Annotated in this window: 18 protein-coding genes; 4 read left to right on the forward strand and 14 right to left on the reverse strand. The window is 71.2% G+C overall.

Annotation, left to right across the window (positions count from 1 at the left end; genetic code table 11):
- Nucleotides 1-314 precede the first annotated feature (314 nt).
- From VF647_08550 to VF647_08575, 6 genes are all read right to left on the reverse strand, one after another.
- On the reverse strand, nt 315-1,832 hold the full coding sequence (locus tag VF647_08550; protein HEX8452132.1) for a HEAT repeat domain-containing protein: 1,518 nt from the start codon (nt 1,830-1,832) through the stop codon (nt 315-317).
- Nucleotides 1,833-1,853: 21 nt separating this feature from the next.
- Nucleotides 1,854-3,494, reverse strand: a complete 1,641-nt coding sequence (locus VF647_08555; protein HEX8452133.1) for a hypothetical protein — start codon at nt 3,492-3,494, stop codon at nt 1,854-1,856.
- A 151-nt stretch (nt 3,495-3,645) separates the two neighbouring features.
- Nucleotides 3,646-4,458 (reverse strand): pseudouridine synthase, encoded by an 813-nt coding sequence (locus tag VF647_08560; GenBank protein HEX8452134.1) that lies wholly within the window; start codon nt 4,456-4,458, stop codon nt 3,646-3,648.
- On the reverse strand, nt 4,436-5,002 hold the full coding sequence (gene scpB, locus VF647_08565) for an SMC-Scp complex subunit ScpB (GenBank protein HEX8452135.1): 567 nt from the start codon (nt 5,000-5,002) through the stop codon (nt 4,436-4,438). Before scpB ends, VF647_08560 begins: the two co-directional genes overlap by 23 nt.
- Nucleotide 5,003: 1 nt before the next feature.
- Entirely contained in the window at nt 5,004-5,753 is a 750-nt protein-coding gene (locus VF647_08570) for a segregation/condensation protein A (protein ID HEX8452136.1), read from the reverse strand.
- Complete coding sequence (locus tag VF647_08575; protein ID HEX8452137.1) at nt 5,750-6,412, reverse strand: site-2 protease family protein; 663 nt, start codon at nt 6,410-6,412, stop codon at nt 5,750-5,752. Before VF647_08575 ends, VF647_08570 begins: the two co-directional genes overlap by 4 nt.
- A gap of 166 nt (nt 6,413-6,578) precedes the next feature.
- Between VF647_08575 and rpsT the strand changes: the two genes are divergently transcribed.
- On the forward strand, nt 6,579-6,836 hold the full coding sequence (gene rpsT, locus VF647_08580) for a 30S ribosomal protein S20 (protein HEX8452138.1): 258 nt from the start codon (nt 6,579-6,581) through the stop codon (nt 6,834-6,836).
- 465 nt (nt 6,837-7,301) lie between these two features.
- On the opposite strand, the gene VF647_08585 is transcribed toward rpsT, so the two are convergent.
- From VF647_08585 to gltX, 8 genes are all read right to left on the reverse strand, one after another.
- Nucleotides 7,302-8,357, reverse strand: coding sequence for a hypothetical protein (locus VF647_08585; GenBank protein HEX8452139.1), 1,056 nt, complete (start codon nt 8,355-8,357; stop codon nt 7,302-7,304).
- Nucleotides 8,358-8,391: 34 nt separating this feature from the next.
- Nucleotides 8,392-9,492 carry an HD domain-containing protein gene (locus VF647_08590; GenBank protein HEX8452140.1) on the reverse strand — a complete coding sequence of 367 codons (1,101 nt, stop codon included), beginning with the start codon at nt 9,490-9,492 and terminating at the stop codon, nt 8,392-8,394.
- Complete coding sequence (locus tag VF647_08595) at nt 9,492-10,763, reverse strand: dihydroorotase (GenBank protein ID HEX8452141.1); 1,272 nt, start codon at nt 10,761-10,763, stop codon at nt 9,492-9,494. Before VF647_08595 ends, VF647_08590 begins: the two co-directional genes overlap by 1 nt.
- Before the next feature lie 5 nt (nt 10,764-10,768).
- Nucleotides 10,769-11,743, reverse strand: a complete 975-nt coding sequence (locus tag VF647_08600; protein HEX8452142.1) for an aspartate carbamoyltransferase catalytic subunit — start codon at nt 11,741-11,743, stop codon at nt 10,769-10,771.
- Entirely contained in the window at nt 11,743-12,285 is a 543-nt protein-coding gene (pyrR, locus tag VF647_08605; protein HEX8452143.1) for a bifunctional pyr operon transcriptional regulator/uracil phosphoribosyltransferase PyrR, read from the reverse strand. Before pyrR ends, VF647_08600 begins: the two co-directional genes overlap by 1 nt.
- Nucleotides 12,286-12,477: 192 nt before the next feature.
- Entirely contained in the window at nt 12,478-12,942 is a 465-nt protein-coding gene (gene tadA, locus VF647_08610) for a tRNA adenosine(34) deaminase TadA (protein ID HEX8452144.1), read from the reverse strand.
- A gap of 287 nt (nt 12,943-13,229) precedes the next feature.
- Nucleotides 13,230-13,877: a transcriptional repressor LexA gene (lexA, locus tag VF647_08615; GenBank protein ID HEX8452145.1), complete on the reverse strand. Its 648-nt coding sequence runs from the start codon at nt 13,875-13,877 to the stop codon at nt 13,230-13,232.
- A gap of 224 nt (nt 13,878-14,101) precedes the next feature.
- Nucleotides 14,102-15,544 carry a glutamate--tRNA ligase gene (gene gltX, locus VF647_08620; protein ID HEX8452146.1) on the reverse strand — a complete coding sequence of 481 codons (1,443 nt, stop codon included), beginning with the start codon at nt 15,542-15,544 and terminating at the stop codon, nt 14,102-14,104.
- 197 nt (nt 15,545-15,741) lie between these two features.
- Here gltX and VF647_08625 point away from each other — a divergent pair, with 197 nt between their 5' ends.
- From VF647_08625 to VF647_08635, 3 genes are all read left to right on the forward strand, one after another.
- Complete coding sequence (locus tag VF647_08625) at nt 15,742-16,173, forward strand: PDZ domain-containing protein (protein HEX8452147.1); 432 nt, start codon at nt 15,742-15,744, stop codon at nt 16,171-16,173.
- Entirely contained in the window at nt 16,170-19,433 is a 3,264-nt protein-coding gene (locus VF647_08630; protein ID HEX8452148.1) for a carboxypeptidase-like regulatory domain-containing protein, read from the forward strand. Before VF647_08625 ends, VF647_08630 begins: the two co-directional genes overlap by 4 nt.
- Nucleotides 19,434-19,583: 150 nt before the next feature.
- Entirely contained in the window at nt 19,584-21,923 is a 2,340-nt protein-coding gene (locus tag VF647_08635; GenBank protein ID HEX8452149.1) for a glutamine--tRNA ligase/YqeY domain fusion protein, read from the forward strand.
- Nucleotides 21,924-22,272: the final 349 nt, after the last annotated feature.

The raw sequence follows: 22,272 nt of genomic DNA on the forward strand, positions 1-22,272 counted from the left end.
ATGCGCCCCGTCGACAACGTGGACCCCGTATTCGTGGAAGTGCCGGCAGATCGATTGGCAAATGTGTTGTCTCTGGGGCTCACCCTTCTCCCACCCAAACCAACGGGGAAATCACCCAAGACAACGGCCCCGCTGACGCACCGCTCGGTGCGGTGGTCGAGCCAGCATCGGCATCACACCCGGAGGAACTCGTTACCGCGTAGCGAAGGCGGACACTCAGAACTAAGTGCTCCAGGATCTGCAGCAGGCGAAAAACGGCATTTCCTTTATTGTTCTTCGCGTCTTCGCGCCTTGCGTGAGACGGCCGTTTCTGTTCACGCCATCGTGGGCGAGAGGGCCTTGAAGACGGCGTCGCGGACTTCGCCGTTGCGGTCGCGGAGGAGGGGCTGGAGGACCGCGCGGGCCGCGTCGCCGCCGATCTCGCCGAGGGCGCGAACGGCCTCGATGCGCACCGCCGGGGGGGTGCGGGAGAAGAAGCCGCCGGCACCCGCGCGCTCCGCCAGCGCCGGGATCACGCGCGGGTTGCCGATGCGGCCCAGCGCGCGGAGCATCTCGACCAGCGCCTCCGCGTCCGTCTCGGCGGCGAGGCGTTCGAGGAGGGGGGCGACGGCGGATTGCGACTTGGTGAGGCCCAGCCCCAGCGCCGCCGCCGCGCGCAGGGAGGCTTCGCGGTCGGTGAGCGCCTTGACGAGGAGCGGCACCGCCTGCTCGTCGCCGTACTTGGTGAGCGCCAGGATCGTCTCGCGCCGCACGCGGGCGTCGGCGTGGTGGATGGTCCGCGCGAAGTGCTCCGCCGCGTCCGCGCTGCGGATCTCGCCCAGGATGCCGACCATGTTGCGCACCACGAACCAGCGCTGGTCGCCGATCATGTCCTCCAGCAGCGGCACGCCCACCGCGTCCAGCGCCACCAGCGTGTCGCGGTACGCGCGCCGCGCCGAGAGGTCGCTCGCCGCCGTCAGCTCGCGCACCAGCGGCGACACCGCCTCTGCGCCCAGGTGCAGCAGGGTGGAGCGAAGGGCGGTGCGCTCCTCGTCGGAGCGGGTGCGCCCCAGGCGCCGAACCAGCTCGTCGACGATGGTGGGATCGGCGATGCGGTGCATGGCCAGCATCACCGCGCCCCGGGTGGCGGGGTTGCGGCCATGGAGCTGCTCCGCGTCACCCCGCAGCTCGTCGAGGACGACGATGGCGCGGTCCATCTCGTCTTTTTGCATGTAGTACTGCGCCACGAGCTCCAGCCGCTGGAGCGCCTCCACCCGCTGGCTGTCGTTCCCCTCGTGCAGCATGCGGCGCAGCTCGGCCGTGTCCTCCGTCGCCACGCGCTGCGCGGAGAGCTGCACCTGCTCGTACATGTCCTGCGCGCTCCACAGCGAAATCCCGTCGGCGCGCGCCCCGGAGGCGGTCGCCTGCGCGGACTGCGGCTGGATCCAGTCGCCGTTCACGGACACGCGAGCCGCGCCCGCCGCCGCCAGCGCCGCCGCGATGCCGCCCACAGCGCGGGCCACCCGGGGCGGCAGGGTGCAGGCGGAGAGGAAACGCCCCACCGCCTCGATCCCCATGTCGCGGCGCAGCACGAGCGAGCGCACGCCGTGCTCGTCGAGCCGCGCGGCGAAGCGCTCCACGTGCGGCGAGCGGCGCGGCGTCGGCTCACCCGCCAGCACCAGGCAGGTGGGGTTGACGTCGATGCGCGTGTCGTCCTCGCGAGCCTGGAGGGCCGCGTCCAGCTTGAGGATCCCCTGCACCAGCGTGGGGTGCTTGAGGGGGTAGAACTCGCTGAGGGCGAACCCCCGGGCGAGCTCCACGAGCAGCGCGGAACCGCTCTTGTTGCCGTGCACGTTCCCCCCGGGCGCGGGTTTCTAGCGTTTGATGCGCTCGCCTTCGTCCTCGTACCGGAAGATCCACGCGGCCAGGGCACCGGGGCGGATGCGCCGCTCCCGCTGCCAGGGCTCCATGTCCCACCGCGACCCGCCCTCGGCGCCGGAGTGGGAGTCCAGACGCCGCAGCACCTCGCTCACCCTCCGCTGCCAGATCGTCCAGTTGGCCGCCCTCAGGTCCACCCACCCGCTCCGTGCAGCCGCTTCCGGCCCGCGATCCCCCAGCCCGACCTTGACGTCGCGCCCGCGCAGCACGCGCTCCCCGTCCGCCAGCAGGATGGGGAGGCCGATGGAGAGGATGCGGGTGCGCAGGTCGGGGTCCTCGTCCAGCAGCCGCCCGGCGCGCGCCGCGATCTCATCCGGCTCCAGCTCCGCCGCGCGGTCCAGGCTGCCTTCCGCGAGCCGCCGCAGGATCTCGCCCTCGAAGAGCAGCTTGGCGAGCCGGGGAGGCCCCAGCATCTCGTAGGCGACGGCGTGGCTCCCGCTCTCCTCCTCCAGCGCGTCCATGTGCGCCAGCGCGGCCGTGCGCAGGACGCCCGCGCGGTACGTCGGCCCGCTGGTGGCGGCATCGAGCGCCGCAACGACGTCGTGCCCGCTGGGGCGCCCCTGGATCTCCCACACCACGTCGCGCGCGATCTCCTCGGGGGTGATGAACTCCATCAGTCCCAGCGCCGTGAGCGCCTCGAACTCGCCGGGGCTGAACAGCCCGTTCTCCCCCGCGTCCAGGAAGACGCCGTCCAGCGTCTCCCCGGTTTCCTTCCACGCATCGCCCGCGCCCTCGAACCCCTCCAGCGCCACCGGCCCCGCCGCATCGATGCGCTGGATCGGCTTCCGGCCCTTCATCACCTCGCCGAAGCCGATGCGCTTCCACGAGATGGCGGCGGTGGGCTTGATCTCCTTGACCGCCGGAGCTCCCGGCGTGCGCGCCATCAGGTAAAGGAGGAGCGTGTGCGCCCCCGCCACCGCGCTCTTGGCGAGGAGCTGGCGCGACGGACGGTCCTCGGAGTGCGTGAAGGGGATGTTGAGCCCCATCCCGCCAGTCCCCGCCGTCCCCACCTTGAGGTACGCGCGCGTCCCGACCTCCATCATCGCGTTGAGCGCGACGTAGACGTGGTGGATCAGGTTGGGAAGGTAGAGCGTGAGGAGGTGGCGCTCCACGAGCTCGCCGCTCACCTCCTCGCGGCGGGCGGCGGCACGCAGGCCAGTGGCGCTCTGGAAGACGTTCTGGTACGCGAACCCTGTGGCGGTGTTCACGCAGTCGATCACAATCTCCGGCCGGTGGCGGAAGATCAGGTCGCCCAGCGCGTTGGCCCGCACCGCATCGCCGCCGAGCGAGCCGTAGAGCCCGTCCAGCACCTGCCCGCGCGCGTCCGCGTCGTTCAGCAGCGTGTCGCGCGCGGCATCCTTGAGCGCGGCGGGGACGAACAGGTTCCCCCATTCCGCCAGCAGCTCGGTGCCGCCGGCTTCGGGGCGCAGCAGCTCCACCCCCTCCCTCGCCTCCCCCTCCGTGAGCGCGGCGATCACCACCACCGCAGGCTGGTGCAGCAGAAGCTCCCGTGCCGCCGCGAGCCCCACCAGCCCCGAGCCGCCCAGAATCAGGATGCGCGAACCCTTGATGTCCATTCTATGACGAAATAGCGGATGAAAGAAAACAGGTCTCACGCAAAGGCGCGAAGACGCAAAGAAGAACTACGGAGAAAGTCCTGAAGCCACCTTTCTACTTTTTCTTCGCGTCTTTGCGCCTTCGCGTGAGCCATGCAGTTACGACGTCAGCCTACTCCTCGGAATCCTGCCGCTCGGGCCGGACGCGCTTGCGGGGCGGGCGCTTCCCTTCCTTGCCGAGCGCGCTCAGCTCGCTGGGAGCGATGACGCGCCACTTGCCGGATGGAAGCTCGCCCAGCTCCACCGGCCCGAAGCGCCGCCGCGTGAGCCGGCGCACCGGGTGCTCGATGGCTTCCATCATACGGCGGATCTCGCGCTTCTTCCCTTCGCGCAGCACCACGCGCACGCGAAAGACGTCCACGTCCACCGGGTGAAGGCGCTGCACCTCCTCCGCCCTGGCCAACCCTTCTTCGAGCTCCACGCCCTCCAGCAGCCGCTCCATCTCGTGGTTCGTCAGCTTTCCCTCCACGTCCACCAGGTACTCCTTGGTGGTGCCGAACGAGGGGTGCAGCAGCCGGTTGGAGGTGTCGCCGTCGTTGGTGAGCAGCAGGAGCCCCTCGCTGTCGCGGTCCAGCCGGCCCACGTGGAAGAGCGAGTGGTACTTCTCCGGCAGCAGGTCGTAGATGGTGCGGCGGCCGAAGTTGTCGTGGCGGCTGGTGACGTAGCCCTTGGGCTTGTGCAGCGCCAGCCACACCGTCTCCTCCAGGGCCACCGCCTCGCCGTCCACCGTCACGCGATCCTGCCCCGGACGCACCTTGGTGCCGGGCGTCGTCACCTGGTGGCCGTTCACGGACACGCGCCCCTGCGCGATCAGCTCTTCGCAGGCGCGGCGGCTGGCCACACCGGAGCGGGCCAGGTAGGCCTGCAGGCGTACGGGCTCGCCGCTCTCCTGCGGGGGGCGCTCACCCCGGGGGGGCTTCGGCATCGGGACCAGCTCCAGGTTCTCGGCGGGCCAGCACCACCGGAAGCTCCTCCGGTCTCGGAAGGTCGTCCAGCGTGCGGAACCCGAAGTGTTGAAGGAAAAACGTCGTCGTGCCATACAGCAGGGGACGGCCCAGCCCTTCGCCGCGCCCCACCACGTCCACCAGCCCGCGCTCCTGCAGCGTCTTCAGCACGCCGCCCGCGCCCACCCCGCGGATCTCCTCCACCTCCGCGCGCCCTACCGGCTGGCGGTACGCGATGATGGCGAGCGTCTCCAGCGCCGGGCCGCTGAGGCGGTGCGTGGCCGGCACCGAGTCGAACCGCTCCAGCACCGGCGCGTACTCGGGGCGCGTGAGGAGCTGGAATCCGCCGCCCACCTCGAAGACGGTGAAGGCGCGCTCGTGCCGGTCGTACTCCGCCCGCAGCTCGGCGACGGCCGCCTCCACCCGCTCCTCGTCCAGCTCCTCGTCCGCCCGCGCCAGCTCCGCCGCGCTCAGCGGCGACTCGCTGGCGAAGAGGAGCGCTTCCACGATGCGGCTCGCCCTCACGCTACCCTTCCCGCGGTCGGCTCCGGTAGATCCAGAGCGACGCAAAGGGCGCCGCCTGGCGCACGCGCACCATCGACCGCTTCGCCATCTCCAGGCACGCCAGCAGCGACGCGACGGCGTGGATGCGCGTACCCCATGGCATGACCAGCTGCGCGAACTCCACGCGGCGCGCGTGGTGGAGGGCGGCGGCGATCTCGTCCATCTTGTCCTCGATCTTCACGTCGCGGCCGCGCACGGTGTGCACCGGCTCGTCCGCGCCCAGCCTCTCGGCCATGCTGATGGCGGCGCTCCACACCTCGTCCCACGACGTGTCCAGCGGCAGGTCGGCCAGACGCGGCGCCGGGCGCACCTCCACGAAGCCGCGGGCGAAGAGGCGGCTGCGGTCGCGCTCGGCCTGCTCCAGGAGGCGCGCGGCCTCGCGGAAGTGCTCGTACTCCAGCAGGCGCCGCACCAGGTCGGCGCGGGGGTCCTCCCCCTCCTCGTCGTCCGGACGGCGGGGGAAGAGCATCTGCGCCTTGATCCTCACCAGCGTCGCCGCCATCTCCAGGAACTCCCCCGCCCTCTCCAGCTCCCACCTTTCCAGCGTGCGGATGGCGTCCAGGAACTGCTGCGTGATCCGCGCGATGGGGATGTCGAAGATGTCGACGTCCTGGTTGCGGATCAGGTGCAGCAGCAGGTCCAGCGGCCCGGAGAAGCGCTCCAGGTCGATCTCGAACGGACCCCGGACCGCCGCCTCCGCCGTCGCCGTCATGCCGCCAGCGACGCCAGGCCCCAGAAGACCCCCTCGATCCGGCCGACCACGGGCCAGAGGAAGTCCAGCGTCCCCGTGAGCAGAAGCCCCCACAGGATCAGGAACCCGTACTGGTCGAGCTGCCGGTACGACTCGCGCGCGCCCGGGGGCAGGAAGTGGTACAGCACCTTGGAACCGTCCAGCGGCGGGATCGGGAGGATGTTGAAGAAGATCAGCCCGAGATTTACCTGAATGCCGGCCTCGATGAATCTCAGCACCGTGTGGGCGACGGTCCCTTCGTTGGGGATGCCGCCCACGACCGCGAAGAACACCGCGAGCGAAACGGTGAAGAGCACCACCAGCACGAAGTTCATGAACACGCCGGCAAGCGACACCAGGATGTCGCCCGTGCGGTAGTTGCGCAGCTTGCGCACGTCCACGGGCACCGGCTTCGCCCATCCCAGCAGCGGGATGCCGCCCCCCAGCGTGGCGAGCGCGGGAAAGAGCAGGCTCCCGATGGGATCGATGTGCGAGCGCGGATCGAGCGTGACGCGCCCCAGCCTCGCCGCCGTATCGTCGCCCTGCCTGAGCGCGACCCAGGCGTGGCCGAACTCGTGGACGGTGAAGGCGAGACAGAGAACCGGGAGGTAGAGCAGCAGAGTGTTGAGCGTGTTCTCCATGGGCGCAAGCTAGCGGGGTGCCATATCCTTGTCAAAGAAGGTGAACACGGGGCGCGGGTTGACACGCGGGGCGGCCGTGGGTATCTTTTCGGCTTCCGTTTTCCCGGGAATTTTTCCGCGAACACCATCGAGTGGCGCCTCGGCGCCGATCTGCTGGAGGCCAGCTTTGCCCAACGTCAAGTCCGCCGAGAAGAGGATGCGGACCAGCGCGCTCCGCAACGAGCGTAACCGCGCGTTCCGCTCCAAGCTTCGCACTGCCCTGAAGAAGGTCCGCGCCGCCGACACTGCCGACACCGGCAGCGAAGCGTTCCGCGAGGCTGCCTCGCTGCTGGATCGTGCCGCCCACAAGCGGATCATCCACCCGAACAAGGCCGCCCGCGCGAAGTCGCGCATCCTGGCGCGCCTGAGCAAGCTGGCCGCCTAGCCCAGCTTCTCCGTTCGCCGATGACGAAAGAAGCCCGCCGACGATCCCGTCGGCGGGCTTCTGCGTGCCGCAGGGCCCTCACCCCCGCTCGTTCCTCGCTGCCCCCTCTCCCGATAACGGGAGAGGGCTGCGCCCTCGCCGTTATCGAGAGAGGGGGCGGAACTACGCGCAACGCCGATGCCCCGTAGGGGCGCGATTTATCGCGCCCGTGCCCGCCGCCGCTCCTTCGCCCGCACTGCACGCCGATTCTCGGTAGGGGCAGACCTGCGTGTCTGCCCTCCCTTGCCGCCACCCTGATCCCCGCCCACGGCACCACAACCACGTAGGGGCCGCCCCACGTGGCTGCCCGTGCCCGCCCGCGCGCCGTCCCCCGCACCCCGGCATAGACCCATGCAAGACGCCCCTCCCCCAGGCTGTTTTGGGGGAGGGGCCGCGAGGAACGAGCGGGGGAGGGGGCCCTTGTTGTTACAACTCCGACCCGCAGATCTCGCAGTACCAGGAATGCGGCTCATTGATCGCCCCGCACTCCTTGCACAGCAGCGGCCCGCCGCTGCTGCCGGGCGCGGGCGAGTGGCGGGCGGCGGGCGTGCCGGGGGCCGGGGGCGGCGTGGCGGGGCGACTCGTGGCGGGCGAGCCCGAGATCGCGCGGTCCAGCTCCTCCAGGAACGCGAGATCGTCCTCCGCCAGGTCGCTCTTCGAGGCGGACTCGGGAGCGGAGGCGCCGAGGTCGTTCAGGAACTCCAGCCCGTCGTCGCCGGGGGCGGCGGGGGTCCAGGCCTCCTCGGTGCGCTCGGGAGAGTCCAGCCAGGGGACGTCACCGCCGCCGACGTCCGACCGCGGCGTCGCGGGCGCGCCGCCGAACTCGCTGACGAACGGATCCCAGCTCGCCGCCGACGCCTCCTCGGCGGCCGAGGGGTCGGGCTGCGCGGGTGCGCTCGGCTCGTCGAGGGAGATCTCGTGACCCCAGCCGGTTCCTTCGACGGACTCGGTAGCAGCCTGCGAAGCGGCGGGCTCCGCCGTCGGGGCGCGGTCCGCGGGTTCCTCGGCGGCGGAGGCGAAGGCGGTGCGGGCGTCCGTCGTATCGCCGCCGACGTCGCCGGCAAGGGCGGAAAGTCGCTCTACCTCGACGCCGATGCGGCGGGACTCGGACTCGGCGGCGGAGACCTCGGATTCGAGGCGCTCGCGCTGCGCATCCCAGCTCGCGCCGTCCAGCTCGCCGATCAGGTTGCGGAGGCGCGCCTCCTCCAGCGCCTCGGAAGCCTGGGTGTGGCGCTCCTCGGCGGCGCGCAGCTCGGCGCGCATCGACTCCAGGTTGCGCCCGATCTCCTCGCGGTGCTGCCCGAGATCGGCGGTCACGCGGGCGAGGCGGTCGCCGTAGTCCTGGCGGATGCGCTCGGCCACGCGGCTGGGCGCGCCCTGCGACACCTCGTCCAGCTTGGCGATCCACGCGCGAAGCTGGTCGCGCTGCCGCACCAGGTCGTGGACGGGGGACGGCGCGCCTGCGGAGTTGAGATCGGTCATGCGGAACCTCTCGGGAAGTTGAACGCGGCCGCCATCAGCCGCGGAACATGTCCAGGACCACTCCCACCACCTCGGCGGCCGGCACCGGCTCCACCTGCGAGGTCGCGGGGAAGGCAGGGGGCTGGAAGAGGGAGCGCCCCATGCTGCGGTCGTACGCGGTCCATCCGCCGTCGTCCACGGCCGCGAGGGCCGCCATGGCGGGGTTCATCTTGGCGTCCAGGTCGTCGGCCATGTGCAGGATCATCGCCTCCAGCGTCTGCGGCTCCTTGGGCGATGCCCACTCCAGCCGTCCCTGGTGGCTGGCGATGAGGTGCTGCAGGTGGAGAAGCTTGTCCGGCCGGATGGCGGGGATCGCCTCCGCCTCGCGCGTGACGATCTGCAGGCCGATGAGGATGTGCCCCAGGAGCTGCCCCTCGTCGGTGTACGAAAAGGTGCGCCGCGCCGCCAGCTCGCGCACCTTGCCGATGTCGTGCAGGATGGCGCCCGTTACCAGCAGGTCGCGGTCCAGCCGCGCGCCCTGGTTGAGGTAGTGCGAGCACATCCGGTCGCACGCCTTGGCCACCGAGATCGAGTGCTCCAGCAGGCCGCCCAGGTACGCGTGGTGGTTGCGCTTGGCGGCGGGGTGGATGCGGAACTGCTTCCCCAGCGCCGTCCCCTTCCCCACGCAGCGCGTCAGCAGGGTGCGCAGCGCGGGGTCGCCCACGGAGTTGACCAGGAGGTCCAGCTCGCGCGCCATCTCGCCGCGGTCGCGGGGGCTGCACGGGATGAAGAACTCCAGGTCGTCCTCCACCACCTCCAGCGTCTCCGCCCAGGTGACGGTGAGCTGGAGTTTATCGTTGTACGTGCTCGTCTTGCCGCGGACGCCGATCACGTCGTCCGCGTCGAAGGCGCGGTCCAGGCGGTCGGCATCGTCCCACACCTTGGCCTCGATGGTCCCGGTGCGGTCGCCCAGCACGAGGTGCAGGTAGGGCTTGGCGCTCTTGGTCTCCTTGCGCTGCTTCTCGTGCACCAGGTAGCACGCCGTCACGTCGCGCCCGTCCGCCAGGTCGCGCACCAGCGGCCAGGGGAACGCGGGGCCGCAGAAGGCGCGCGGGTCCACGCGCACGGCCGCGGCGCGGGGGAAGGCGATGCTCATCACGCGCTCCACACGGTTGCGCCGCCCACGACCGTCCGCACCGCGCGGCAGCGGAGGACGCGGCCGGCGAAGGGGGTGTTGCGGCTCTTCGACAGGAAGCTCTCCGGGTCCACCGTCCACTCCACGCGCGGGTCGAAGATCGTCACGTCCGCCGGGCTCCCGTCGCGCAGCGTGCCGCCGGGCAGCGAGAGGGCGCGCGCCGGCTGGCAGCTCATCCGCTCGATCAGCGTCGGCAGGTCGATCAGCCCCGTCTCCACCAGCTCGGTGAAGGCGAGCCCCAGCGCCGTCTCCAGCCCGACGATGCCGTTGGGAGCGTCCTCGAAGGCCTGCTCCTTTTCGTCGTAATGGTGCGGCGCGTGGTCGGTGGCGATCACGTCGAGGGTGCCGTCGCGCACGCCCTGGCGCACGGCGTCGCGGTCGGCCTCGGAGCGGAGGGGCGGGTTCATCTTGGCGTTGGTGCGGTACGAATCGACCGCCTCGTCGGTCAGCGTGAAGTGGTGCGGCGACCCCTCGGCCGTCACGCGCACCCCGCGCTCCTTTGCCGCCCGGATCAGCTCCACCCCGCCGCGCGTGGCGATGTGCTGGATGTGCAGGCGCCCGCCCGTGAGCTCCGCCAGCATCAGGTCGCGCGCGATCATCACGTCCTCGCTCGCGTTGGGGATGCCCGTGAGCCCCAGCCGCGTGGCGATGATTCCCTCGTTCATGGACCCGCCGCGCGAGAGCGTCAGCTCCTCCGCGTGTACCGCGACGGGGAGGTCGAAGGTCTGCGCGTACTCCAGCGCCATCCGCATCATCCCCGCGCTGCTCACCGGGCGCCCGTCATCGGTGACGCACACCGCCCCCGCGCCGATCAGCTCGCCGAACTCGGTGAGCTGCTCCCCCGCCTGGCCCATCGTGATGCACCCGCTGGGGTAGACGCGCGCGCCGTCCGCCCGCATCCCCGCCGCGCGCACGAAGCCGACCGCGGCCGGCGAGTCGATGGGCGGATCGGTGTTGGGCATGGCGACCACGGCGGTGAAGCCCCCCGCCGCCGCCGCGCGCGCCCCGCTTCGGATCGTCTCCTTGTGCTCCTGCCCCGGCTCCCGCAGGTGCACGTGCACGTCGATCAGCCCCGGCGCCACGATCAGACCCGTGGCATCGACCGTCTCCGCGCCCTCGGGAGCATCGATCCGCTCGCCAACCCGCGCCACGCGGCCTTCGGCCAGCAGCACGTCCAGCACCGCGTCCATCCCCTGCGACGGGTCCACCACGCGCCCGCCGCGAATCAGCATCGCCGTCACGCCTCGCCTCCCGTCTTCGCCGCCTCGGCCCGTTCCGGCGCGCCGCCGGAGAGCAGGTAGAGGACGGCCATGCGCACGGCCACGCCGTTGGTCACCTGCTGCAGGATCACCGACTGCGGCCCGTCCGCCACGTCACTGTCGATCTCCACGCCGCGGTTCATGGGGCCGGGGTGCAGGATGAGGATCTCGCGCGGGGCACGCTCCACCCGCTCGCGCGTGACGCCGAACACACGGTTGTACTCGCGAAGGCTGGGGATGAAGCCGCCCGTCATCCGCTCCAGCTGCAGCCGCAGCACGTTGAGGACGTCCGCCCACTCGATCGCCTCCTCGATGCGCCGGAAGACGGTGACGCCCAGCGTCTGCACGTCGGCGGGGAGGAGGGTCTTGGGGCCGCACACGCCCACCTCGGCGCCCATCTTCCGCAGGCCGTGGATGTTGGAGCGGGCCACGCGCGAGTGCAGCACGTCGCCGCAGATGCACACGCGGAGCCCCTCCAGCGGACCCCGGTGGTCGCGGATGGTGAGGAGGTCCAGCAACCCCTGCGTGGGGTGCTCGTGCTTGCCGTCGCCGGCGTTGATGACGTTCGACTTGATGCGCTCCGCCAGGAACTTCGCCGACCCGCTGGCGCCGTGGCGGATGACGACCATGTCAATGTTCATCGCCTCCAGGTTGCGCGCCGTGTCCACCAGCGTCTCGCCCTTGGCCACCGAGGAGCCGGTGCTGGAGATGTTCACCGTGTCGGCCGAGAGACGCTTCTGGGCGAACTCGAAGGAGATGCGCGTGCGGGTGGAGTTCTCGAAGAAGGCGTTGACGATGGTCTTGCCGCGCAGCACCGGCACCTTTTTGATGGGCCGGTTGCTGATCTCCTTGAACGCCTCCGCCGTGTCGAGGAGCGCGGTGATCTGCTCGCGGCTCAGCTCTTCCAGCCCCAGCAGGTCCTTGCCCAGGTATGGAGCGTGGGCGTGCGCCATCAGGCCTCCACCAGCTCTACGCCCAGGCTCCCGTCGATCTCCGGCACCAGCACCTCCACGCGCCCGCCCTCCGGCACCTCGGCCGTGAACCCCACCACATCCGGCTGGATGGGGAGCTCGCGCCCGCCGCGGTCCACCAGCACGGCCAGCAGCGTCCTCCGCGGCCGTCCGAAGTCCGCCAGCTCGTCCAGCGCTGCCCTCACCGTGCGCCCCGTGTACAGCACGTCGTCCACGATGGCCACGATGCGCCCGTCGATCCCCAGCGTCGGCAGCTTCGTGGGTCCCACCACAGGACGCGGGCCGACGGTCATCAGGTCGTCGCGGTAGAGGGTGATGTCCAGCGTCCCGGTGGCGACCGTCGCGCCGGTCGCGCGGATCTCGGCGGCCATCCTCTCGGCGAGCTGCACGCCTCGCCGGTGAATGCCCACGAGGATCAGCGTCTCGGCCCCGCCCGCGAGCCGCACCACCTCGCCCGCCATCCGCGACAGCGCCCGCTCGGTGGCGTGCGTGTCCATCAGGCTGCGCCGCTGCGGTTCGGTCATGGGCTGGATCGGGAGTGCCGGATAGGCTCGGGAAAGTGCCCGCAAGATACCCCACCGGCGGGGCGGGTGTCAACGCGGATAGAGCAGCAAAACAGCCTCACACAGAGGCCACAGAGAGAACTACAAGCCACAGATGACCCCTCATGCCGTCCTTCCTCTGTGTCTCTGTGTCTCTGTATGAGCCCCGCTGTTTTAGGAGCGGCGCCGTGCTCGAAAGAACGCCCGCAGGACGTCCCCGGCTTCCTGCGCGAGGACTCCGGCGGTGAGCTGGACGCGATGGTTGAGGCGGGGGTACTGGACGAGGTTCTCGAGCGAGCCGCACATCCCGGCCTTGGGATCGGGCGCGGCGTAGACGAGGCGTGGGATGCGCGCGAGGACGATGGCGCCCGAGCACATGGCGCACGGCTCCAGCGTGACGTACAGCGTGCAGTCGAGGAGCCGCCAGTGCCCTGTCGCCTGCGCCGCGCGGCGGATGGCGACCATCTCGGCGTGGGCGCTGGGGTCCTGGTCGGTGTGCGTGAGGTTGTGCCCGAGCGCCACCACCTCACCGCCGCGCACGATCACCGCGCCCACCGGCACCTCCCCCAGCGCCTCCGCAACCGCGGCCTCCTCCAGCGCGATGCGCATCCACCGTTCGTCGTCGTGCGTGTCCGTCATCGGCAGGTCGGGCGTGCGGTTGGCAGCGTGCGGAGCAGCGGCGGGCACGGGCAGCCACGCGGGGCTGCCCCTACGGACATCGTGGTGCGTACGCGGCTGCCGGAGCGGCGTCGGGCACGGGCGCGATGAATCGCGCCCCTACGGGTATTGCGCGGCACGTGCGGTTCTCCCCCTCACCCGCCCTGCGCCCCCGCAGGCGGGGGAGGGGGCCGGGGGGAGGGGGCCAAACGCCACGACCCCGGCAACCATCGGTCGCCGGGGTCGCGGGTCCGCAGGGCGCGGCGTCCTCAGGTGGCGATCGCCGCGGTCTGCTCCTGCGTGAAGCGGCGGACGAGGCCCGTCACGCGGCCCAGCACTTCGAAGTCGTCGTAGTCGTGCACCAGGATCGGCGCGTAGTCCGTGTTGGCGGCCTCGAGCACCACCTGGCCGTCGCGGGCGAAGTAGCGCTTCACCGTGGACTCGCCGCCCAGCCGCGCGGCCACGATCTCGCCGTCCTTGATCTCCGACGCGTCCACCGGCTCCACCAGCACCATGTCGCCGTGCAGGATGCCCATCCCCTCCATGCTGTCGCCCTTGATCTCCAGCCCGAAGGCGTCAGCCGAGGCGACCAGCTTGCGGTCGATCTCCATGCGCTCGCTGACGTCCTCGCGCATCAGCGCCGGCTTCCCCGCGGCGATCTTGCCGTAGAAGGGCACCGAGATGACGCCCGGGGCCAGGTTCATCCCCAGGATCTTGACGCCGCGCGAGCGCGATGCGTCGCGCTCGATGTGGCCCTTGTCGGCCAGCGACTGGAGGTGCTCGGAGACGGTCTTGGTGGACTTGATGGAGAACCGCTTGCCGATCTCGCGGATGCTCGGCTGGTACGTGTTGTCCTTGAGGTAGTCCACGAGGTAGTTCAGAATGCGGCGCTCGATCTTGTTCAGCGGCTCAGGCATGGGGTGCCTCCGGGACTGGGTCGGGGTCGTCCCTGAATGGGAACCGCCGGGCGGGCGCCGGGGTGGCGCGCGGTGGATGCAATGGAAGGGGGCGCCGTCACCCGCGGCCGCCCCTCGTCCCTCACTCCTGCCCTGGCGTGCAGCCCCGGCGCGTAATGCGCGCCACACCGCTTGGCTGCTCAGGGCGCAACATAGGCGCCGTAGCAGTGCAAGTCAACATTTGTCTACTGAGCCCCGCTCACCGCCAGACGCTCCCGCGCGGCGTCGATCCGGGCCAGCGTGCGCTCGCGTCCCAGGAGCACGCCCACCTGGTCGATCCCCGGGCTGGCGGCGCTCCCCGTGAGGGCGATCCGCAGCGGCTGCGCCACCTTTCCGAACCCCACCCCCGCCGTCACCGCCGCGCCGCGCAGGGCGGCCTCGATGACGGCCGGCTCCCACGCGTCCACCCCCGCCAGCGCGTCCCGGACGACGGCCAGGCGGGCGGAGGTCTCGGGGTCCTTCCAGTGCTTGGCGGTCGCCTCCGCGTCGTACTCCAGCTCGTCGGCCAGGTAGACGCGCGCCTGCTGTGGGATCTCCAGCGTCGAGCGCGACCTCACCCTGAGCAGGTCGATGAGGTGCACAACGTACTCGCGCCGCTCCTCCACCTCGTCCGCCGTCATCAGCCCCGCCTCCACCAGCAGCGGCCCGACGATGGGGAGGAGCTCGGCGGCGGGCTTCTTGGCCAGGTACTGGCCGTTCATCCACTGGAGCTTCTCCATGTCGAACACGGCGCTCTTCTTGTTGATGCGCTCCACCGAGAAGAGCTCCGTCATCTCGTCCACCGTCATCAGCTCGCGGTCGTCGCCCGGGTTCCAGCCCAGGAGCGCGAGGAAGTTGACGAGCGTCTCCGGAAGGATGCCTAGCTTCGCGTAGTCGCCGACCGCGGTGGCGCCGTGGCGCTTGCTGAGCTTGCGGCCGTCCGATCCCAGGATCATCGGCAGGTGCGCGAACTCCGGCACCGCGGCGCCCAGCGCGCGGTACAGCAGGATCTGCTTGGGCGTGTTGGCGACGTGGTCCTCGCCGCGCACCACGTGGGTGATGCGCATGTCGATGTCGTCCGACACCACGGCCATGTTGTAGATGGGCGTGCCGTCGGTGCGCAGGATGATGAAGTCCTCGATGCTCTCGTTGTCGAAGCGAATGGCGCCGTACACCTGGTCCGTCCACTCCGTGGCGCCCTCGGGCACGCGGAAGCGCACGGTGAAGGGCGTCCCCGCCTCCGCCTGCGCGTCGCTCTCCGCGCGGGGGATCGCGCGGCACTTGCGGTCGTAACGGTACTCTACGCCAGCGGCCTGGCGCTTGGCGTCCAGCTCCTCCGGCGTGCAGAAGCAGCGGTACGCGCTGTCCTCGGCCAGCAGGCGCCGAGCCTCGGCGGTGTGGCGCGGAAGGCCCTCGCTTTGGAAGAACGGCCCCTCGTCCCAGGTGAGCCCCAGCCAGGTCATCCCCTCCAGGATCGTCTCCGTGGAGGCGTTGGTGCTCCGCTCGCGGTCCGTGTCTTCGATGCGCAGCACGAACACGCCCCCGCTCTGCCGCGCCATCAGCCAGTTGAAGAGCGCGGTGCGTGCCCCACCGACATGCAGGTAGCCGGTGGGGCTGGGAGCGAATCGTACGCGGATCGGGTCGGGCATCGGAAACGGGCTCGGTCAGGGCTGCGGCGGAACGGCGACCCTGGAAGCTATTCCCGCGCGCGGCATCGGACCAGTGCCCGCCGAGCGCCGGAACCATCAGAACACTTGCGGACAAAAGAGAATCTCACGAAGTTGGAATTGTGCTGGCAGGCACGATCCCCCCGGCTACTGACGCGACCTTCGTCGCCACCGCTCCCATGAAGCTCCTCCTAATCCGAGTGTGCATCGCGCTCGCTCTGGCGCTGCCCGGCGCGGCGTGCGCGCAGAGCAGGTCAAGCGTCGAAGCGCCCGGACGCGCCAGCCTGGGCTTCGCCTACTCGTCCAACCTGATCGACGACGCGTCGGGTGCGTTGAAGTGGGCGGACTACCCCGTCGTCCGGCACGTGTACGGCGGGTCGCCCGCCGCGCAGGCGGGCCTGCGCGTGGGAGACCAGATCCTCCGCATCAACGGGCGCGACGGCACCGAGCCGAAGGCCTACCACAACCCTCGCATCGGGGAGCGGTGCACGCTCGTCGTCCAGCGGGGGACGCAGGAGGTGGAGATCTCCTACGTTCTGACGGCGCGCACCTGGCCGGCGGACGAGTTCACTGCCCCCGGCCAGCGCACCGGCGGCGGAAAGAGGCGGTGAAGCACCCGCTCCGGACCGCGCTGCTGTGGGTGGCGGCACTCGTCTTCGCGGCGGGGTCCGGGGCGGCGCAGGCAGGCGGGACCCTTTCCGGCCGCCTCACCGGAGGGGCGAACGAACCGGTGGCGGACGCGCTGGTGCAGGTTTCGGCACCCGGCGGCACGCACCTCGGCTCCACGCGAACCGACGCGCGGGGAGCGTATTTGCTGCGCCTGCCGTCCGCGCCGGGACCATTCTTCCTCAGCGTCAGCCGCCTCGGTTTCGCCCCCCGCCGCGAAGTGCTCCCCATCGCGACCGCGGGCGCCGACCGCACCCTCGACCTGCGCCTCACCCCGCAGCCCGCCCTCCTGGACGCGCTCGAGGTCAAGGTGTTTCCGCCGCGTCTGCGCGATACTCCGGCCGGCCCCGGTGGCCAGGGAGGCAGCCACCTGGCGGGTATCTCCATGAACTATCCCGTGGAGCCGGGGAGCATCGCGGAGGGGGCACTCCTCTCGGCCGGTGTGGTGCCTCTGGGCGAGGCGTCGCCAGGGGTTCCCGCCGTCTCCATCGCCGGGATGGGCGGCGCGCAGAACCGCGTGACGCTGGACGGCGCCGCGTACGGGGGCGCGGAGCTTCCCGCCGAGGCCGTGCGCAGCGTCGGCGTGGTGACGAGCACCTACGACGTCTCGCGCGGCCAGTTCACCGGCGGACAGATCGCCGTGTCCACGCACAGCGGGAGCACGGACCGCGGGGGTGCACTCCGCGTGCGGGGCCGCTCGCTCCCGCTGAGCTGGGGCACCTCGCCCGCGGCCGCGGCGCCGGACGGGTCGCTCGCGCAGGTCAGCGCGGCGTATGGCGCCCCGCTCGCGGGGCGCCGCCTGTTCGGATTCGGCGCGGTGCAGTGGGTGCGGCGCGACTGGACGCTCGGCTCGGCCGACCCGGCGGCGCTCCGGAGGCGTGGGATCGACCCGGACTCGGTGCGCCGCTTCTCGGAGGTGCTCGCACGTGCCGGAGTCCCGGCAGCAGGCTCGGGGATTGGCGCGGCGCAGGAGGGGTCCGCGCTCTTCCGGATGGACTGGAAAGCCTCCTCCTCACACTCCGTCTTCGCGAGGGTGGACGGCCGGTGGTCGGAAGCACCGATGCCCGGCCCGTCGCTCGGCATGGCGGCGAGCTCGCGTGCGGTGCGCGGCGGGACGGGAGCACTCCTCGCCCTCACTTCGGATCTCGCGGGCGGGAGGAGCGAGCTTCGCGTGTCGGCGAGCCGCGGCCACTCCCGGAACCAGGACGGCGACTCGCTCCCCGCAGGGACCGTTCTCGTGGGGAGCGATGAAGCGGGGGTCAGCCGCTTCGGCTTCGGCGGAAGCTCCACGGGTGCCTCCTCGGCGGAGCGTTCGCTCGTGGAGATCAGCGAGTCGTGGCGGCGTCCGTTCGCCGGCGGCAGGCACCGCCTGCAGGTGGGAGTTTCGCTGACGGCGGAACGCGCGTCTGCCCGGTCATCGGAGAATTCACTCGGCTCCTTCCTCTTCCAGAGCCTCGACGACCTGGAGGCGCTCCGCCCTTCCTCGTTCACGCGCGGCCTCGCGCCCCGCGAGGGGGAGATTTCCTCCACGTACGCGGCACTGTACGCCGGGCACGCGATGCGGGTGTCGGGCCCGCTCAGCGCGACCTACGGAATCCGGGTCGAGGGGATCCGCTACGGCGAACGACCATCGCTCGGCATCCCGGCCGAGCTGCTCTCGGGTGCTGGCTCGTCGGCCCCGGCGACGGCGCTCCTCAGCCCGCGCGCCGGATTCGCCTACCGGGTGCCGGGGCCTCGCCCCGGCGAGTCCAGGGTAGAGCTCGAAGGCGGAGTCGGACGCTTCATGGGCCCGCTGGGGCTGGAGGAGCTGGCGTACGCCACGGGGGAGACGGGCGCTCCGCTCGGTGGGCGTCCGGTCTACGCGGAACCCGCCGCGATCGACTCCGCCTCCGGGCTCGTGCTCCCGGGTGCTTCGCGCCGTTTCGGAGATCTGGAAACCGTGCGCGAGGTCCGAAGCGGGCGCGTGGAGGCCGGGCAGCTGATCCTGCAGGGCTACGCGGTTCCGCGCGGGTCCTCGGTCGTATTCGGGGCTTACACGTACACGAGATCCCGCGACGACGCGGCCGGGGTCGACGCGCCGGGAGGGGGGCGTGGTTATGCCGCCGCGGACCCGCGCGGCGTGGTGCTGTCCACGAGCGATTACGAGCGGCGGCACTCGTTCATGCTCAACTACGCCCGCATCTACGGCAGGCGCTTCCAGGGTGGCGTCATCGCACGCCTCACCTCGGGGGTTCCGTACACCCCGCGCGTTTCTGGCGACGTGAACGGCGATGGTCAGTGGAACGACGCCGCGTTCATCTTCGACCCCGCCCGTCGCGACGAGGCCGGCGCCGCGATGGGGGCGCTCCTGCGCTCGGCTCCCGCCGGCGCGCGGGAGTGCCTGCGCGCCCAGGTCGGTCGCGTCGCGGGGCGCAATAGCTGCCGCGGGCCCTGGACGGCGGGGCTGGACCTGCAGGCGGACTACGCGCCCCGCGGGATCGCCGGACGAAGTGGGGTGCGGATCACCCTCACCGCCTCCAACGTCCCCGCGCTGGCGGACTGGGCGGTCCACGGCCGTGATGACCTCCGCGGCTGGGGGGAGCCGGCGATTCCGAACGCGCCACTCCTGCACACGCGCGGGTTCGACCCCGCGCGGGGCGCGTACCGCTACGAGGTGAACCCGTCGTTCGGGCGGTCGCTGTCGCGGCGAGACCGTTCCGGCTTCGCGCTGACGCTGCAGGTCCGGATGACGGTGGGCACCGACCCCGCGACCCAGTGGATATCGGAGGCGCGGCGCGAGTACCAGAGTGTCGGGCGACAGCCCGAGGAGATCCGGGCGGAGATCGGCAAGCGGGTACGTAGCCTTCCCGCCCGCGTCCTCTGGTCCGCGGACTCGCTCCGCCTTGCGCTGGATTCCGCGCAGAAAGTGTCTCTGAGGCGGCTCGCGGACTCGGTTCAGCTCGTCGTTCCTCCGCTCCTCGACTCCCTTGCCGCGGCGGCCAGCCTGGCGGATACGGCCAGCGCTCCGACCCTCCCCGCGCGCGTGCGGCAAAGGGCGCTGACCGGCATCGTGCAGGAGCTGCTCGAAGGCGTTCAGGCGGAGGTCCGCGCGATCCTGACGCGGGCGCAGTGGGAGCTCCTCCCCGCCCCGTGGCGCGAACCAGCCGGTGCGGCTCCCATCGTTCCCATGAAGCCGATCATCATCTCGACGGAAGAGGTCGGGTAGGCGCGAGAATGGCGGGCCAAACCACACGCAACCTCCCCCGCGCGTTGTAGTTCGGGGGGAGTTGCGCTATTCTGTTCGGCCCGACTCCGCAAAAGAGCTGGACAGCATCGGAAGATGCGCGTCCGTCATCGAGAAGCCGCCAGATCGATCGTGACCGACATAGACACGAAGGGACCCGCCGAGCGCGAGCCCCACGACTTCATCCGCGCCATCGTCGCCGAGGACCTGAGCAACGGGCGCTACAGCGAGATCGTCACGCGCTTTCCGCCGGAGCCCAACGGGTACCTGCACATCGGGCACGCGAAGGCGATCCTGCTGAGCTACGGGATCGCACAGGAGACGGGCGGGCGCTTCAACCTGCGCTTCGACGACACCAATCCCGAGACCGAGGACGTCAGCTACGTCGAGTCGATCATCGACACGGTGCGCTGGCTGGGCGCGGACTTCGGGGACAGGATCTACTACGCGGCGGACTACTTCGAGGAGATGTACCGCTTCGCCGAGTTCCTGATCGCGCAGGGGCTCGCGTACGTGGACAGCTCCACGGAGGAGGAGATCCGCGAAGCGCGCGGCACGGTTACGGAGCCGGGCTTCCCCACCCGCTTCCGCGACCGCACGCCCGAGGAGAGCCTGGACCTCTTCCGCCGCATGCGCGCGGGCGAGTTCCCGGACGGCTCGCACGTGCTGCGCGCCAGGATCGACCTGGCGTCGAAGAACATGCTGCTGCGTGACCCCCTGCTCTACCGCGTCCGCCACGCGCACCACTACCGCACGGGCGACGCGTGGTGCATCTACCCGCTCTACGACTACGCGCACCCCATCGAAGACGCCATCGAGGGGATCACGCACTCGCTGTGCACGCTGGAGTTCGACAACAACCGCGCGGTCTACGACTGGGCGGTGGACCACTGGCAGGATTTCGTGCGCTCCGAGGGCGGCACGCCGGCGCGGCCGCATCAGTACGAGTTCGCGCGCGGCCAACTGGAGTACACCATTACCAGCAAGCGCAAGTCGCTCGAGCTGGTGAAGGGCGGCTACGTGAGCGGCTGGGACGATCCGCGCATGGCGACGCTGGCCGGCTTCCGGCGCCGCGGGGTGACGCCGGAGGCGATCCGGGCCTTCTGGGAGCGGATGGGCGTCGCGAAGTTCAACAGCCGCATCGACATCGCCAAGCTGGAGTTCGCCATCCGCGACGACCTCAACCACCGGGCGCCGCGCGTGCTCTGCGTGCTGCGCCCGCTGCGCGTCGTCGTAACCAACTATCCGGAAGGGCAGACGGAGGAGCTGGACGCGCCGTATTGGCCGCACGACGTGCCCAACGAGGGCTCGCGCCCGCTCCCCTTCGCGCGCGAGCTGTTCATCGACCGCGACGACTTCATGGAGGACCCGCCCAAGGGATTCTTCCGCCTCACCCCCGGCGGCGAGGTGCGGCTGCGCTACGCCTACGTCATCCGCTGCGACGAGGTCGTAAAGGATGAAAACGGCGAGATCGTGGAGCTGCGCTGCTCGTACGATCCCGAGACGCGCGGCGGCAACACGCCGGACGGGCGGCAGGTCAAGGGGACGATCCACTGGGTGTCGGCCGAGCACTCGCTCCCCTGTGAGGTGCGCCTGTACGACCGCCTCTTCTCCGTGCCCGACCCCGAGGCGGGCGAGGGCGACTTCAAGGAGCACCTGAACCCCGAGTCGCTCGTGGTGGTGCAGGGCGCGCGCATCGAGCCCGGCGTGCGCAACGACGCGCCCGGGAGCCGCTACCAGTTCGAGCGCACCGGCTACTTCTGCTCGGACATCGTGGACTCCTCGGTCGACCACCTCGTCTTCAATCGCACCGTCACCCTGCGCGACACGTGGGGCAAGGCCGCGCAGGCGCCGGTGGCGAAGAAGGCTGCCGCCCCCAAGCCCGCCGAGCGCGAGCCGCGGGAGCGCGCCGCCGCCCCGCAGGTCGCCCGCACGCCCGAGATGGAGGCGGCGCGCGCCCGCTACGAAACCGAGCTGGGCCTCGCGCCCGTTGAGGCGGACCTGCTCACGCGCGACCCCGGCTTCGCGGCGCTCTTCGAAAGCACCGTCGCCCTCGGCGCCGCGCCGAAGTCCGTGGCGAACTGGATCGTCAACGTCCTCCTCGTGGAGCTGAAGGAGCGCGGGATCAACGAGATCGCCTTCGGCCCCGCGCAGCTCGCCGAGGTCGTGCGGATGGTGGAGGACGGCACCCTCTCCAGCGCCGCCGGCAAGACGGTCGTTGCTGAGCTCACGCGCGACGGCGGCGACCCGCTCGAAATCGTGGAGCGCCGCGGCCTGCGCCAGGTGAGCGACGACGCCGCGCTCGTGCCCGCCGTAGACCAGGTGCTCGCCGCCAACGCCGCCAAGGTGGCCGAATACCGCGCCGGCAAGACGGGCCTGATCGGCTTCTTCGTCGGCCAGGTGATGCGCAGCACCGGCGGCACGGCGAACGCGGAGCGGGTGCGGGCGTTGCTGGAGGGGCGGCTGGGGTAAGGCCCCCTCCCCCCGACCCCCTCCCCCGCCTGCGGGGGCGCAGGGCGGGTGAGGGGGAGAACACCGTGTCATGCGCCCACATCCGTAGGGGCGCGATTCATCGCGCCCGTGCCCGCCGCCGCGCCGCCCCCCGCACGTGGCGCAGATTTCCGTAGGGGCAGACCTGCGTGTCTGCCCTCCCTTCCCCCGCACCGCTCCCGCCCCTTCGCACCCAATCATGTAGGGGCCGCCCCGCGTGGCTGCCCGTGCCCGCCCCCGCGACGAACCCCGCCCACGGGCATCAACGCACGCCACCGCCCCTCCCCCGCAGTTTGGGGGAGGGGCCGCGAGGTGACGAGCGGGGGTGGGG

Source organism: Longimicrobium sp. (assembly GCA_036387335.1).
Taxonomy (GTDB): domain Bacteria; phylum Gemmatimonadota; class Gemmatimonadetes; order Longimicrobiales; family Longimicrobiaceae; genus Longimicrobium.

Coding starts and splice junctions, on each gene's coding strand:
- VF647_08555 (HEX8452133.1), bottom strand. CDS start 3,494: ATGGACATCAAGGGTTCGCGCATCCTGATTCTGGGCGGCTCGGGGCTG.
- VF647_08560 (HEX8452134.1), bottom strand. CDS start 4,458: ATGCCGAAGCCCCCCCGGGGTGAGCGCCCCCCGCAGGAGAGCGGCGAG.
- VF647_08570 (HEX8452136.1), bottom strand. CDS start 5,753: ATGACGGCGACGGCGGAGGCGGCGGTCCGGGGTCCGTTCGAGATCGAC.
- VF647_08575 (HEX8452137.1), bottom strand. CDS start 6,412: ATGGAGAACACGCTCAACACTCTGCTGCTCTACCTCCCGGTTCTCTGT.
- VF647_08585 (HEX8452139.1), bottom strand. CDS start 8,357: ATGACCGATCTCAACTCCGCAGGCGCGCCGTCCCCCGTCCACGACCTG.
- VF647_08590 (HEX8452140.1), bottom strand. CDS start 9,492: ATGAGCATCGCCTTCCCCCGCGCCGCGGCCGTGCGCGTGGACCCGCGC.
- VF647_08595 (HEX8452141.1), bottom strand. CDS start 10,763: ATGCTGATTCGCGGCGGGCGCGTGGTGGACCCGTCGCAGGGGATGGAC.
- VF647_08600 (HEX8452142.1), bottom strand. CDS start 11,743: ATGGCGCACGCCCACGCTCCATACCTGGGCAAGGACCTGCTGGGGCTG.
- pyrR (HEX8452143.1), bottom strand. CDS start 12,285: ATGACCGAACCGCAGCGGCGCAGCCTGATGGACACGCACGCCACCGAG.
- tadA (HEX8452144.1), bottom strand. CDS start 12,942: ATGACGGACACGCACGACGACGAACGGTGGATGCGCATCGCGCTGGAG.
- lexA (HEX8452145.1), bottom strand. CDS start 13,877: ATGCCTGAGCCGCTGAACAAGATCGAGCGCCGCATTCTGAACTACCTC.
- gltX (HEX8452146.1), bottom strand. CDS start 15,544: ATGCCCGACCCGATCCGCGTACGATTCGCTCCCAGCCCCACCGGCTAC.
- VF647_08625 (HEX8452147.1), top strand. CDS start 15,742: ATGAAGCTCCTCCTAATCCGAGTGTGCATCGCGCTCGCTCTGGCGCTG.